Source organism: Arthrobacter rhizosphaerae (assembly GCF_023062595.1).
GTDB lineage: Bacteria > Actinomycetota > Actinomycetes > Actinomycetales > Micrococcaceae > Arthrobacter > Arthrobacter rhizosphaerae.
In genome coordinates, this window is sequence record NZ_JALLAN010000004.1 from 244,828 (window position 1) to 258,620 (window position 13,793).

General features: G+C 61.3%; 12 protein-coding genes. 1 reads left to right on the forward strand and 11 read right to left on the reverse strand.

Annotation, left to right across the window (positions count from 1 at the left end):
• Genes MU551_RS07725 through MU551_RS07740 form a run of 4 tightly spaced genes read right to left on the reverse strand, consistent with a single transcriptional unit; the run spans position 1 to position 4,730 of the window.
• On the reverse strand, positions 1–891 hold the full coding sequence (locus tag MU551_RS07725; RefSeq protein WP_247042188.1) for an ABC transporter ATP-binding protein: 891 nt from the start codon (positions 889–891) through the stop codon (positions 1–3).
• A complete protein-coding gene (locus MU551_RS07730) occupies positions 878–1,765 on the reverse strand; it encodes an ABC transporter permease (RefSeq protein ID WP_247042190.1) in 888 nt (295 codons plus the stop codon). Before MU551_RS07730 ends, MU551_RS07725 begins: the two co-directional genes overlap by 14 nt.
• Complete coding sequence (locus tag MU551_RS07735) at positions 1,765–3,528, reverse strand: glycosyltransferase family 4 protein (RefSeq protein ID WP_247042192.1); 1,764 nt, start codon at positions 3,526–3,528, stop codon at positions 1,765–1,767. Before MU551_RS07735 ends, MU551_RS07730 begins: the two co-directional genes overlap by 1 nt.
• Positions 3,525–4,730 (reverse strand): glycosyltransferase family 4 protein, encoded by a 1,206-nt coding sequence (locus MU551_RS07740; RefSeq protein ID WP_247042379.1) that lies wholly within the window; start codon positions 4,728–4,730, stop codon positions 3,525–3,527. The genes MU551_RS07735 and MU551_RS07740 overlap by 4 nt, the downstream gene beginning before the upstream one ends.
• A 905-nt stretch (positions 4,731–5,635) precedes the next feature.
• Here MU551_RS07740 and MU551_RS07745 point away from each other — a divergent pair.
• Entirely contained in the window at positions 5,636–7,306 is a 1,671-nt protein-coding gene (locus MU551_RS07745; RefSeq protein ID WP_247042194.1) for a hypothetical protein, read from the forward strand.
• 79 nt (positions 7,307–7,385) lie between these two features.
• Here MU551_RS07745 and galU read toward each other — a convergent pair whose 3' ends face one another.
• The 7 genes from galU to paaA form a co-directional block, all read right to left on the reverse strand.
• Positions 7,386–8,270 (reverse strand): UTP--glucose-1-phosphate uridylyltransferase GalU, encoded by an 885-nt coding sequence (gene galU, locus MU551_RS07750; RefSeq protein WP_247042196.1) that lies wholly within the window; start codon positions 8,268–8,270, stop codon positions 7,386–7,388.
• Between the two features lie 430 nt (positions 8,271–8,700).
• On the reverse strand, positions 8,701–9,489 hold the full coding sequence (locus MU551_RS07755; RefSeq protein WP_247042198.1) for an enoyl-CoA hydratase/isomerase family protein: 789 nt from the start codon (positions 9,487–9,489) through the stop codon (positions 8,701–8,703).
• A gap of 61 nt (positions 9,490–9,550) precedes the next feature.
• Positions 9,551–10,789: a 1,2-phenylacetyl-CoA epoxidase subunit PaaE gene (gene paaE / locus MU551_RS07760; protein ID WP_247042202.1), complete on the reverse strand. Its 1,239-nt coding sequence runs from the start codon at positions 10,787–10,789 to the stop codon at positions 9,551–9,553.
• Positions 10,790–10,803: 14 nt separating this feature from the next.
• Positions 10,804–11,352, reverse strand: coding sequence for a 1,2-phenylacetyl-CoA epoxidase subunit PaaD (gene paaD, locus MU551_RS07765; protein ID WP_247042385.1), 549 nt, complete (start codon positions 11,350–11,352; stop codon positions 10,804–10,806).
• Positions 11,353–11,360: 8 nt separating this feature from the next.
• A complete protein-coding gene (gene paaC / locus MU551_RS07770; RefSeq protein WP_247042205.1) occupies positions 11,361–12,197 on the reverse strand; it encodes a 1,2-phenylacetyl-CoA epoxidase subunit PaaC in 837 nt (278 codons plus the stop codon).
• Complete coding sequence (gene paaB, locus MU551_RS07775; protein ID WP_247042207.1) at positions 12,194–12,610, reverse strand: 1,2-phenylacetyl-CoA epoxidase subunit PaaB; 417 nt, start codon at positions 12,608–12,610, stop codon at positions 12,194–12,196. Before paaB ends, paaC begins: the two co-directional genes overlap by 4 nt.
• A complete protein-coding gene (gene paaA / locus MU551_RS07780) occupies positions 12,607–13,599 on the reverse strand; it encodes a 1,2-phenylacetyl-CoA epoxidase subunit PaaA (RefSeq protein WP_247042215.1) in 993 nt (330 codons plus the stop codon). The genes paaB and paaA overlap by 4 nt, the downstream gene beginning before the upstream one ends.
• Between the last annotated feature and the right edge of the window lie 194 nt (positions 13,600–13,793).

The window sequence follows — 13,793 nt, forward strand, 5'->3', positions numbered from 1 at the left end:
TCAGCGTCCTTCCGCTCGCCGGCCGCTGGCCCGCTCGAGAATCTGGGTGGCTACTAGATTCGCCCTCGCTTCGTCCTTGATCTTGGCAGCACTGATGTTGTTCCCCTTGGAAAGATGAGAAGAAAAATCCTGATACAACTGCGTGGTCTCCTCAGGCGTCCCATCCATGATCAACTCGCCCTTATCCAACCAGATGACCCGGCTGCACATGTCCCTGATGGTGTCCAGGCTGTGGCTGACAATGAACACACAGCCGGCCTGGGCCCGCAGCTCATCCATGCGCGCCTTACTGCGGTTGCTGAACTGGGCGTCGCCTGTGTTCAGGGCTTCATCCACCAGGAGAATTTCCGGGTTGACGGCAGCCGCAATCGCAAAACGAAGCCGCGACGCCATCCCGGAGGAATACGACTTCATTGGGAGGTAAATGGCCGAGTCCAGGCCCGAAAGCTCGACTATGCTCTCAAACTGGGCATCGATCTGGTCCATATCCATGCCCATGGCCAGGCACCCGAGCACGACGTTCTGATCTCCTGAAAGTTCAGGTACAAGCGCAGCATTGACTCCGAGAAGAATGGGCGTGCTGGAGGCATAGACGCCGCCTTGCGTGGGTGCCACCTGCCCGCTAATGAGCTTCATCATGGTGCTCTTTCCGGAGCCGTTGCGGCCGATAATCCCCACCGACTCGCCGCGCTCAACCACCAGTGAGATCTCTTTCAAAGCACTGACAGTGACCAGATTGGGTCTCTGAAGGACCTTCCGGAGGGCACCTTTCAGCCCGCGGGAGGAAACAGTTCTCTCATCAGAGGATTGAACCCGATAGGTCATTTTGACCTTGTCGATCACGACACAGGGCGGACCGTCAAGGAAGAGAGCCTCATCAATCACGACCATACGTTTCTTCTCCCTTCCAGAAAAAGAAGAAGCCGACCAGCAGGGCAGCCATCGCGACACAAGCCAGGCTCGCCCATGATTCCCATGCCGGGAGGGTGTCATAGAGAACACAGCTCCGCACGATGTCGATGACGTTGAACAGCGGATTCAGCTTCAACACCTCGAGCAACGTTGGGTCTGTGATAAAGCGCTCGTAAGAATAAAAGACCGCTGACGCATACATCCACGCTCGGAGGGCAAACGGCAGGAGATGCGTCACATCATGGACTCTTGCTATGACCCTCGCCAGGATCATGCCGATTCCAAGATTGAATACGCCTTGCAAGAGGACTGCGGGTACAACCAGCAACCAAAGCCACGAGATGGTCTCAGCGGGCGGGAACACGACGATGAACAGCAACATCCCCAGGATCAAGGGCACAGCTGAGAGCACTGCCCTGATATTTGCACCCAAGGGAAGCGCAGCACGTGGAAAATTGAAGGCCTGGACCACCGATTTGCCGTTGCGGATTGAGCGGGCCCCTGCGGTAATTGCCCCGGAGCTGAATTGGAACAGGAAGACCCCCACCACGAGATAGCCAACGAAATTTTCGATGCCCTGACTGGTCTGCAGCAGCACGCCAAAAATGAGGTAGTACGTCAGCCCATTGAAAATGGGGTTCAGCAGCAGCCAGGCACTACCGAGGCGGTCACGCCGGGTGCCACTCTGCACCCTCGCGCGCGCATCGTAGAAGATGAATTGCCTGAAGTCCCAAAGTTGGACCAAATAATCGAGGAAGCCCGGCCTGGATCCGACACGGGACAACTTCCGCATGTCCACGGACAGCGGCTGAATGCCAGCCGGTTCCGGCAGCTTGGCCTTCTTTGCGGACACTAGCGGGCTCTCCTTGATTGTTCTACTGCTAAGGTGCGGTACGCCTTTATGCAGGCCAGCGTGTTGGCTTCCCATGTGCGGGTGCGTAACACGCTCGCCCGCCCGGACCTGCCCATTGCCTGCCGCAACGGGGCATCTGCAAGGAGGGAGGCTAAGGCCTCCGCCAAGGCAGCCGGATTTTCAGCCGGCACCAGCAGGCCTGATCGGCCATGATCGACAATCTCGGCCAGCGCAGGAAGTTGACTGGCCACAACCGGCCGTGCGCTCGCCATTGCCTCCACCGGCTTCAATGGTGTCACAGAACGGGTTACATCAAGATTCTTACGCGGCACGACGAAGACATCCAAAGCCTGATGGTAAGCCCGCGCCTGGTCCCGGGGTACCAACCCCGTAAAGACGATACGGTCGCCAAAGCCTGTCCGCCTGGCCTGGTCCTGCAGAGATGGAAGGGACACTCCGGACCCTACAATCACTAGCCGCAACTGCGGGTTTGAGGGCGCCAGGCGTGCGAACGCCGAGATCAGGTCGTCCAGCCCTTCATAGGGGACCAGGCTGCTGACCGTTCCAATGATCTGGGCGGCCGGATCCAGCCCAAGCTGGCTGCGGGCCTCGCTGATGTCCTTGGGCTCCAGTAGGTAGTCCCCGCCTACGGAGTTGGGCGCAACGATGATTTTCCCCTCCGGCACCCCGGCGGCCATAATGTTCTCCTTCATGGCCTGGCCCAACGTGATGACGAGGTCAGCTGACCGCGTCATCTCAGACTCGCGGTCCTGAAACAGCTTGTACCTCTCGCTCTCCTTGGCTTCAGGACCCCTGGCGGACGCCCAGGTGTCAGCCAACTGCCCACGGACCTCGTAGACCCACGGAACGCCAAGCGAGTCGGCGACCGCCCGCGCTACAAGTCCATTGACGTAGTGAGTAGTTGTATGGATGATGCTGGGGCGAAACTCCACGGCTAACCGTAGGGTTTCCTCTGCCTGCTGTTGCAGTCGCCCAGCGGGGGTGGTCGCAAGACGGGCAGGCAGTAGCCGCCGGTACCGGACGCCGTCGACCAGGTCTTCCTGCCGGGCTGCGAGCTTCCCCACCAGCAAGGGATAGCCCAGGCGCGTCAGGGCCATGGTTTCCCAGCCAGCGTCCTGCTGGGCAACAAGAATTGAGTGAGACCGTTGGGCATAGCCGCTCTGAGTATGCGGCATGGAGTTTGTGAGCAGGTGCAGCACGCGGTTGGGGACCGGTTCCATCAGTGTTGAGGGGAGGTCAGGAGCCCATCCAGTAAGCAAGGCCTGTTCGGATGCCAGGCGCACATGCTGTTTCGTTTTGGTCCGGGGTGCTGGCACTCCTCTTAGCGTCGCAGCCGCCTCGCTCACGGCCCCGACATACCAAAAGCGGCGGGCAAGTACTTCAGCATGGCCCCTCACATTGTCCGAGGAGGCACCAAGGAACTTACCCGCAATTGCCGGCTCGTTAGCGACCAGCGCGATGTCGGCCAACCTAATGGCTTTGCGTGCAGTCTTATCCTGCTGCAGGGCCAGCTGCAGGCGCCGTCTTAGTCCGTCGTGATCGCCAACGAGCAGTTCTGCCACGAGGATCGGGACGGCGGTTGATTCCAGGGGTGCAGCAGAGATAACCAGACGGGCAGCCGGTATTACCAATCTCGGTGGAAGCTTTCGGGAGACCTGAAGGAAAAACTGGAAGGGGTCATCCATAAGGTTCTCAGCGACAACCCTGCAGGTCAGGCGGAGATTGCGGAACAGGCGCGTCATTCGCTCCGGCCGTTCCCGGACACCAAGCCGCAAATGAGCTCCGCGTAGCGCTGGGAAAGGACGCCGTAGTCCGCATTGTCCTGGACCCAGGCGCGGCTTGCCCCGGTTCGGATCAATCGGCTTCGGTCTTCGGCCAGCCCGTGCCATAGGTCCGCCAGGGCCTGGGGGTGGTTCTCCACGATATCTCCGGCCTCCGCCTCAGCCACCACTCGCGCGGCCTCACCCCGGACCACCCCTGTGATATGCCGCCCGAGAGCAAGAACCTCATAGGTCTTGGACGGGATTGTGGTCTCAAACGACTTCCAGTCATCCCGCAGGGAAACGATGCAGGTGTCCGCCGAGGCATACCGGTCCAGAACATCCTGACCATGCAGCGACGGGTGGAAAGTCACGGGAGCACCGAGATCGCGGGCAAGCTTCTGCAGAACCGGTCTTCGTGATCCATACCCCACCAGGTGCAGGTGCATGCGGCTGCCCACTATGGCGCTGGCCCTTATAGAGGTTTCGAGATTCTGGCTCTCCCCATGATTCCCTAAGTACAAGGCTTCAAAAACCTCACGGTCCGCCGGAGGCGCGGGCAGCACCGGCAGGGAACTCACGTGCAACCCGTTCGAAATGGTTGCGACGTTCAGTATTCCGCGGCTACGAAGCACGTCGGCAAAACCCTCCGTCACCGTCACCACCAAGTTGGCGCGGCGCTGTACGAAATCAGCGAAGACTTCGAATCCGCTTTTGACGCTTCCCCGGATCAACCGTGCGTCCCGGGCAAGATCCGGCCAGGCGTCCCGCATCTCCAGGATGAGCGGCACGCCGCGCAGGCGCGCGAGCAGATAACCGGCGGCCATGATGGGAAGGCTCGGCACCGTGACGATAATGAGGTCCGGCCGTCGGGTGAGCATCCCAACAGGGAGGGACCATAGTGCCGAGAAGCACTGGTCCACTAGCCGCCAGAGATGCCGCTTTCCATGCGGCAAGTAAGGCACACGGCGGATTTTCTCGCCATTAGGGCCGGTCTGGGAACGAAACATCTTCCCGGCAACACCCCGGAACGCCTTGCGGCTGCCTCCGGGTGCGTGTGCAACGGGAGTCACGACGTCGATCTCCCAGTCCAGCTTCCGGAACTCACCTATCAGTGCGCTCCACCTGCGTTGTGGCGGGCTGCTCTCGGGCCAGTAGGAATGCGTGAGAAGAGTCACACGCATTTTTTGGCGTAGCTCATGGGGGTGATCTTCGCTGCTAATCATCCCGCGGGTTACTTTACAGACCTGGAGGGGGTTCGCATGCCTTTGGAGCCGAGGGCTCTGAAGTAAACGAATCCGGCGCCTAAGAGCAAGGCCACAGTCAGCAGCTGAACCCCCAGCGGACTCCCGCTGGCGGCCGCGACCACGGCCTGAACAGTGGTGGCATGGCTCTGCTGCTGAGGTGGCGTCGCCGATGATGTTGGAGACGGCGGGACTACCGCAGCTGTCTCCGCTGGTTCTGCGGACGGAAGACCTGACGATTCTGGGGCCGCTTCTTCAATCGGCGTTGGCGGCGTTAAGAGTTCCTCCCCGGGCGTCGCCGGTTCCACCGGCACGGGAACCACGACGATAGGTGGAGCCGGGGCAACGCCAACGGGAACAGGATCAGCAGGAGGTGCGACCGGTTCGACGGGAGGCACATTCGGGGCTGGCGGCTGGACTGGCACTTCCGGCGGCACCGGCTCTCCCGTTGGCTGTGGCTCCGGCTCTGAAGTAGGCCCAGGCTCTGGCGAAGGAGATGCGATCACCCCCGGATCGGGCAACAGGGCCCCGTCATCGGCGGTCGCTGGCTGAAAAGGCGCCAGCACTACAAAGGCCAGGATAAGAAGTGCACAAACAAGTCGCAGAGGAAGCGGGTGCGCCGAAGCGACTTTTCCTTTCGCGCTCAAAATATTCATGCCCCCATGACAGCGGTTGTTACGACAAAGTCTGTTAAAAACGCTGCCACGAAACCGGATCATGAAAATCTAGGCAACTCAAGTCAAATCCTGACGTCGCTATCTTACTTGATCCATCCGGGAACCGGTTATCCAACCCTTTTCGCTAAGCTGGGCTTTCATCGTCCTGACTTTGGAGAAAAACTGCGCATGTCAGCCCCTGAAACTTCACCCAACGATCAGACGCCAGGTCGACGGCTCTCGGCGTCAAACCGGAAGAGCAAAGTGAAGATTGTTTCGCTGGTCCTCGCGATACTGATAGCAGTGGCAGGCATACTAGTAGTGGCCATTCCCGGTCCAACCCAACCCACACAGGACGTCGCCACCCAGCCTGCCCCGACTGTCAGCGAATCATTGGCACCGGCGCCAGCGGTGACCTATTACCAACAGTCCGGACCACCCGCTGGTTCGCCCCTGGAAAAAGTGGACCCACTCACGGTTAAGGTCAGCAACCGGGAGGCGGGCACAGCCCTGCGCCAAGGAATGGCCGGAATTTCCCTTGAAGCAACAGACCTCGGTGACCCCGCGTTGAGCAGCACCAACGCCTCCTTGGTGAAACTTCTGGCGGAGGTAGACGAGCCCATCCTGCGGTTCGGGGGAAATGCCGTTGACCGGCGATTTTTCTGGACGTCCTCCGGCGAAGCCATCCCGGCGTCCTACAAGGGCGATAAGGCCCACCCTGCCAGGGCTGTCGGCCCCGAGGATCTGACCCGGGTCAAGACACTGCTGGATGCTACGAACGCGAAAGTAAGCCTCACAGTGGACCTTGGCCATTTCGGGCCTGAACGCGCGGCTGACATGGTAAAAAACGCGTCATCCATCTTTGCAGAGCGGCTGCTAAGCATCACTGTTGGTAATGAGCCAAACGGTTACGGTTACAACGGGGTTCGCCCTGGGGGTTACACACCGGAGAATTATGTTGCTGAACTGAAAGAGTATGCCAAAGCCATATTTGCGGTGGCCCCCGAAGTTGTCATATCCGGTCCTGGCACCTACAGCGAAAAATGGTGGGGGCCATTCATTGATGCCGACATTCCACAGAAGAAGATCCTGTCGTTCCATAACTACCCCCTCTACAGCTGCGATGGAAAAGATCCTCACGGCTCCCCCACCCTTAAAAATCTCATGTCCCCGCTGATGCACCAGCGTGCGGCCGATTACCAGCAGGCAGCTCTCAGAGCGGGACAGGAGGCCGGGCTTGAAACATGGCTCCCCGAAACGGGGATAGCAGCGTGCCCTGGGGCCAATGAAACTTCCCGCACCCATGCCTCCGCACTGTGGACGGCTGACTACCTGCTCAACGCTGGGAAGCTCGGAATCACCAGAATGGGCTTCCACAGTTCCTTGCTAACCTGCCAGGGAGGACCACCCATGTCCCTGATCTGCAGCGGCGGCGCTTACCTCCAACCTGATGGGCGATATGAGGCCCGCGCCAACTTTTATGGACTCGCGATGGTGGCGGAGCTTGAGGGCGGTAAATTCCTTGAATTGGAAAGCGCCGGAGGAGGCCTGTCCTACAGCTACGCCCTGAGCAACCCCGACGGCAGCACAACCGTCATCGTGGTGAACCAGAATGATCCAGAAAAGGCCGCCCAGACGGATGTGACCCTCACCCTGCCCGGGAGGGCTCTCACAGGCACCATGACGCAGCTAAGCGGTCCAAGCTATGACGCTGAAGGCGTTACCGTGATCGATGGCGCTAAAGCCGGGCCAAAGCCTGTGAATGAGAGGCCAACCGTCCCGGGATTCGAGTACGGCTCATCAACGCAGTCGTTCTCGCTCACTGCAGGCACCGTCACGGTCCTGAATTTCACGTACTAGGTAGTTACGTGCAAAAAGGGAGCGGTCCAGGACATAGCCCTGGACCGCTCCCTTTTTCACACTCCTGAAAGGAACCAGGTCAGTTCACAAACGCCTTCATCCAGGCCCGGAGTTCTTCGCCGAACTCCACCCGCTCCGATGCCAGCGTTATTACTGCCTTCAGGTAACTCAGCTTGTCTCCGGTATCAAAGCGCCGGCCCTTGAACACCACGCCGTACACCCCGCCGCCCTCGCCATCTGTGGCGAGTGTCTGCAAGGCATCGGTCAACTGGATCTCTCCCCCGCGCCCGGGCCCGGTCTTCTCGAGGACACCGAAAACGGCGGGATGGAGCACGTACCTGCCTATGACAGCGAGGTTGGAAGGAGCCTCATCCACGGATGGCTTCTCAACGAGGCTGTTCACGCGGACGTAGTCTTCGCCCTCCACCACGGAGACATCGGCGCAACCGTAGGCGCTGATCTGTGAGGGATCCACTTCGATCAAGGCAATGACGGAACCGCCGGTCTTCGCCTGAACCTCCATCATGGTGGTGAGGAGCCCATCATGCTCATCTATGAGGTCATCACCAAGCAGGACGGCAAAGGGCTCCTCACCCACATGCTGGCGGGCGCACAGGACCGCGTGGCCCAGGCCTTTGGCTTCGCCCTGACGGACATAGTGAATGGGCCCAAGCTCGGAGGAGTGTTTTACAGCCTCCAGACGAGTCCTGTCGCCCTTCTCCTCCAGCGCACGTTCCAGGGCGGGTGTCCGGTCAAAGTGATCCTCCAGGGAGCGCTTGTTGCGCCCGGTAATCATCAGCAGATCGGTGAGTCCTGCATGGACGGCTTCCTCCACCACATACTGGATCGCCGGCATATCAACCACCGGCAGCATTTCCTTCGGCATGGCCTTGGTGGCTGGCAAGAATCTAGTGCCCAGCCCGGCTGCCGGAATTACTGCTTTACGAACTTTCCCCATACTCATCTTTGAACCTTACAATCCGGGTTGAAAAAGCGAAATCGGCGCAGGGAAAACGAGTACTCAGACAAGAAGGCTTGGGAAGGGCCTTGGGGAGCTCGACCAGCGGGACGGAGGCCGTTCTTCCTTCTTCCAGCGGGAGCTCCCCAGGCCCTTCAAGTAACTAATGTGCCGACGGGGCTGAAGGTCTCAGGCTCAGCCCCGAAAGTTCCAAAATGCCCTTTCCGCTCCAAGGGGACGGGATACAGAAGGACCCTGGGGCGCTCAACCACTAATGAAGGCCGTTCTTCCTTCATCCCCCAATGGGAGCGCCCCGTGGGTCCTACATCTGGTTAATGTGGCGGGTCCTCAAAAGGTCTCGCCTATTTTCACAATCATTTTCCTAATCCCGCCCAAGCCCCTGAGCCAACGAGCCCAAGCCCCCGAGCCAACGAACTCAGACCCCTGTTCCCTTGAAGTTTGGAGCCCGCTTTTCCTGGAAAGCGCGGAACCCCTCGGCATAGTCAGCCGTCTTGCACAACCGGGCCTGTTGGGCGTTCTCCTCTTCCATGGCTTCCCAAAGTCCCAGCCTCTCGTCACGGATATGCGCCACCAATTCCTTGCTAACGTTGAAAGCTCCGGTGGCCCCCGACGCTACGCCGGCAACTATCCGGCGGGTACTCTCCAGCAATTCACCCTTGGGTATGGCCCTGCTGAACATTCCTTGGGCCACAGCGTCCGCTCCGCTCATCAGCTCGGCTGTGTAGATGAGGTCCAGCGTCCGGTGCATTCCGAGCCGTTCCGTGAAGTACCAGTGCCCACCGGAATCCAGGGTGGCGCCAAGCTTCGCGAACGGGGAGCCGAACTTGGCATCCTCCGCCACGTACACCACGTCCGTTGCCAGCAGCAGGCCCAAACCCACGCCAAGGCAGGCGCCCTGGGCGGCCGCAAACGTGGGAGCCGGGAATGCGCTCATCTTCTTCAGCAGCGGCTGCACCAGCCCGCCCAGGTACGCGGCGGCGTCGTCCGTCTCAGGCGTTACGCCGGAAATGTCACGTCCCGCGCAGAAGGCGCGTCCCTCCCCCCGCAACAGCAGCGCCCGCACGTCCCCTCCGGAGGCGGCGGCAGCGGCGTCGTCGTACGCTTCACTGAGATCCCGGAGCGCCTGCTCATCCAGCGAGTTCAGCTTGTGCGGGGCATTCAGCACTATCTCGGCAACACCGTCGGCTGTGGACAGGGAAATCATCGGGCTCCTTGAGGGTTCAGCGGGCGTTGAAGGGCCGGGCTCGGCTGGCGAGGCGGCGAAACTAAACGTCGAAGTCCACGGTGACTTCCGGCGTCGTGGGGTGCGACTGGCAGGTCAGGACGTAGCCCCTGTCCAGTTCATCCTGCTCCAAGGCGTAGTTTTCGTCCATGTTCACGCTTCCGCTGACCAATTTGGCCCGGCAGGTGCCGCAGACTCCCCCGGCACACGCGAAGGGGACGTCGGGCCGGACGCGCAGGGCCGCGTTGAGGATGGATTCACGGGCATGGGTAGGGCTCGCCACCTCGCCCTGCAAACCGTCCAGCTTGAACGTGATCTTGTACGTTTCCTTGGACTCGTCCGCCACCACGGGACGGCCGGCGTTGCCCTCGGGACGGTCGGGTTTGCCGGAGGTGAACAGTTCGAAGCGGATGTGCTCAGGCTTCACCCCGCGCTCGGCAAGGGTGTCCCGGCACAGCTGCACGAGTTCGAACGGCCCGCACAGGAACCATTCATCGACGTCGTCCGCATGGATCGCGGTACCCAGCAGGGCCTGAAGCTTCCCGGCGTCGATCCTGCCGGTCATCAGGGGCGCGATCCGTTGCTCCCGCGACAGCACATGGTGAAGCGCCAGCCGGGACGGGTATTTGTCCTTCAGGTCCGCGAGCTCCTCCAGGAACATCACGTCCATCGCGGCCTTGTTGGCATAAATCAGGTCAAAGCGGGTGTCCGGATGCGCGGCCAGCAGGGTGCGGGCTATGGCGATCACTGGAGTGATCCCCGAACCGGCAGCGATGGCCACAAAGTTGCCAGGCTGCCCATCCCGCTCGCCGGCCATCTCCACCGGATTGTTCATGGAGTTCATCAGCTTCTGCTCCACGGCCTTGCCATCCTTGCCGTGCCGGGAGACGAAAGCACCCATGGGACTCATGACGTCCAGCGTGTCCCCCGGCTTGAGCTCTGCATTCGCCCAAGTGGAGAACAGCCCGCCGAGGTCCTGCTTGATGGCCACCCGGATCTCGCTGCTGCCGTCCTCAAAGGTCCGCGGCTCAGCACAGATGGAGTAGCTGCGGCGGACCTCGTGCGGCTCGCCCTTCTCATCCGGCAGGGTGGTTCGCAGCGCCACGTACTGGCCGGGGAGGTAGTCGAACTGCCCGGCCAGTTCCGGCGGCACCCCGAACGACACCTCGATCGCGTCCTCGGTAAGCCGGCGGACTTCCGTCACGGTCAGGGTGTGGAAGGACGCACGACGGCGGCCGGTGGCTGCGGCCGATTCAGCGGCAGTCTGGCGGACAACAGTCATGGGACACCTGTTCCTTACAAAACTTTGAAGTAGTCGAACGGTTCCCTGCAGTCCTGGCAGACGTACAGGGCCTTGCAGGACGTGGAACCGAAGCGGGTGAGTTCCTTGGTGTTCAGCGAGGAACACTGAGGGCACTTGACGGCGAGGGTCAGCCTTACCGGGCCGCCATGCCGCAACGCCGCGGCCCGACCACTCGGCGGCGCGATGCCATACTCTTGCAGCTTCGCCCTGCCGGCTTCACTCATCCAGTCCGTGGTCCACGCCGGCGAAAGCACCAGGTCAACTTTGACGTCGGCGTAGCCCTCTTTGGCGAACGCTGACATAACGTCGTCACGGATCGCGTCCATGGCCGGGCAGCCCGAGTACGTGGGCGTGATGGTGACCCGGACGGTCTGGCGAGTGCCGCCGTCGGGCTCCCTTCCCTCTATTACTTCGACGTCCCGGAGGATGCCGAGGTCCTCGATGGTGAGCACCGGGATCTCGGGATCGCAGACGGTCGCGGCGATGCTCCAGGCGTGTTGCCGGGCCCGTTCCTGTTCCTTCGTCTGGGTCCGTTGCTCCATTACGGCCGTCACCACTTCGCCCCCGGATGTTCGCGGGCCAGAACCTGCATTTCAGCGAGGATGTAGCCCAGGTGTTCGGAGTGGCGTCCCCGCCGTCCGCCGCCCGGCGCTGCCGGAACCTCCGGAGCCTCCAGTTCGGCTTCGGCGAGGACTTCAGCCGTGAGGCGGTCAAAGTCGCCGCGCAGGCTGGAAGGTTCGACGGCGACGCCGGCTTCAGTCAGGCGCGTGGTCAGCTCATCGTCGTGAAAGAGCTCATCAACGTAGGGCCAGATAAGTTTGAAGGCGTGCTGGATCCGCTCACGGGATTCCTCGGTGCCGAGGGCCAGCCGGAGTACCCATTGGGCACTGTGGTCGCGGTGGTAGTCCACTTCCTTCACGGCCTTCGCGGCGATGGCGGAAAGCGTGGAATCGGCGGACTCGGTTAGCCGGCGGTACAGCTCGAACTGGTAGTAACTCACCAGGAACTGGCGGGCGATGGTGACTGCGAAGTCCCCGTTGGGCTGCTCGAAGAGGTGGGCGGAGCGGAACTCGGGCTCCCTGCGGAAGTAGGCGAGATCGTCCTCGCTCTTGCCCCACGCTCCCCCGGCGTAGCTGAGGAAGGATCGGGCATGGCCCAACTGGTCGAGGGCGATGTTGCCCAGAGCCACGTCCTCTTCCAGTTCAGGGGCGCGTGAAATCCAGTGCCCCAGGCGCTGGGCGAGGATCAGCGCATCATCGCCCAGTCGAAGCGCATATTCAGCTGCATCTTCGCCGGGCTTAACCAGGCCGGTGTTGACCTCAAGCGCAATGTCCTCGGGGCGCAGCGCATTACCGGGAGTGATGCGGGTGGCTGACTCGTTACTCACAGGTGCTTCACGCCCTCGCTCTTGGTGTAATACGTGGCGTGGCGGTAATCCTTGCCCTGGGGTGACTCGAAGAACGCGCCCTTGGCATCGGGATCGCTTGAGGCAATGGCGTCAGCCGGGACTACCCAGATGGAGACGCCCTCGTTGCGGCGGGTGTAGAGATCACGGGCGTTGCGCAGGGCCATGGCGGCGTCCGGCGCGTGCAGGGACCCCGCATGCACGTGCGACAGGCCACGGCTTGAGCGCACAAAGACTTCCCACAGAGGCCAGGCGCTGCGATGGCCTTGGCTCGTCTGAGACCGGGTCTGAGTCTGGGGCGTGGCCTCTGGTGACGCCTCAGTTGGGGCGGACGACGACGAGTCCTGCCCGCCGCCGGCGCTGTCCGGCATCTCGGGATTACCGTGGGGTTTCATGCTGCGAGTTCCTTCTCTGCCTGCTTGCGGCTCTGTTTTTCCGCGTAGGCTGCGGCTGCTTCGCGCACCCAGGCGCCGTTGTCATGGGCCTCGCGCCTGCGCTCAAGGCGCTGCGCGTTGCAGGGGCCACGGCCGTTCAGCACTTCCTTGAACTCATCCCAGTCCAGGGGGCCGTGTTCCCATTTCTTCGTTTCCTCGTTGAAACGGATCTCACTGTCCGGCAGCGTAAGCCCCAAAACTCTCACCTGTTCCACCATCATGCCGACGAACCGGCTGCGCAGCTCGTCATTGCTGAAACGCTTGATGTTCCAGGCCATGGATTGCTTGGAGTTGGGGGAGTCGTCGTCGGGAGGGCCGAACATCATGAGCGACGGCGCGTACCAACGGTTCACTGCGTCCTGGGCCATCTGCTTCTGCTCCGGCGTTCCATGCGACAGCTCCAGGAGAATCTCAAAACCCTGGCGCTGGTGGAAGGATTCCTCCTTGCAGATGCGGACCATCGCCCGCCCGTACGGTCCGTAGGATGCCCGGCACAAAGGAACCTGATTGCAGATGGCGGCACCATCCACCAACCAGCCGATCGCACCCATGTCCGCCCAGGTCAGAGCCGGATAGTTGAAGATCGATGAGTAACGGGCCTTGCCCGCGATCAGGTCCTCCATCATCTGGTCACGCGATTGGCCAAGGGTCTCGGCAGCGGAGTACAGGTAGAGACCGTGGCCTGCCTCGTCCTGGACCTTGGCCATCAGGATGGCCTTGCGTTTGAGGCTTGGCGCGCGGGAAATCCAGTTGGCCTCGGGCTGCATACCGATGATCTCCGAGTGGGCGTGCTGGGAAATCTGGCGCAGCAGAGTCTTGCGGTAGCCCGCCGGCATCCAATCCCTGGGTTCAATCCGGGAGTCCTCTGAAATGATGCGGTCAAAGTAGGCCTTGCCTTCAGCCTCGAGGGCGCCCTCGTCCTGCTCTGACTGCAGAATCTGCGATGCCATGGTTGCTCCTATGCATTCCGAACATCAGTAAATAATTACCGACCGTTCGTTCAGGATATGCGGAACCGTCCGGAAGCGTCAAGCAACTGATCACGCCGGGACTACCCAAGTGGGGCGGTTTGGCACGTGCCGACTGCGTTCCTGCGTGTTAAGTTGAAGTTCAGGGATCAGCCGATCTACCCGCTCTCCGGAAG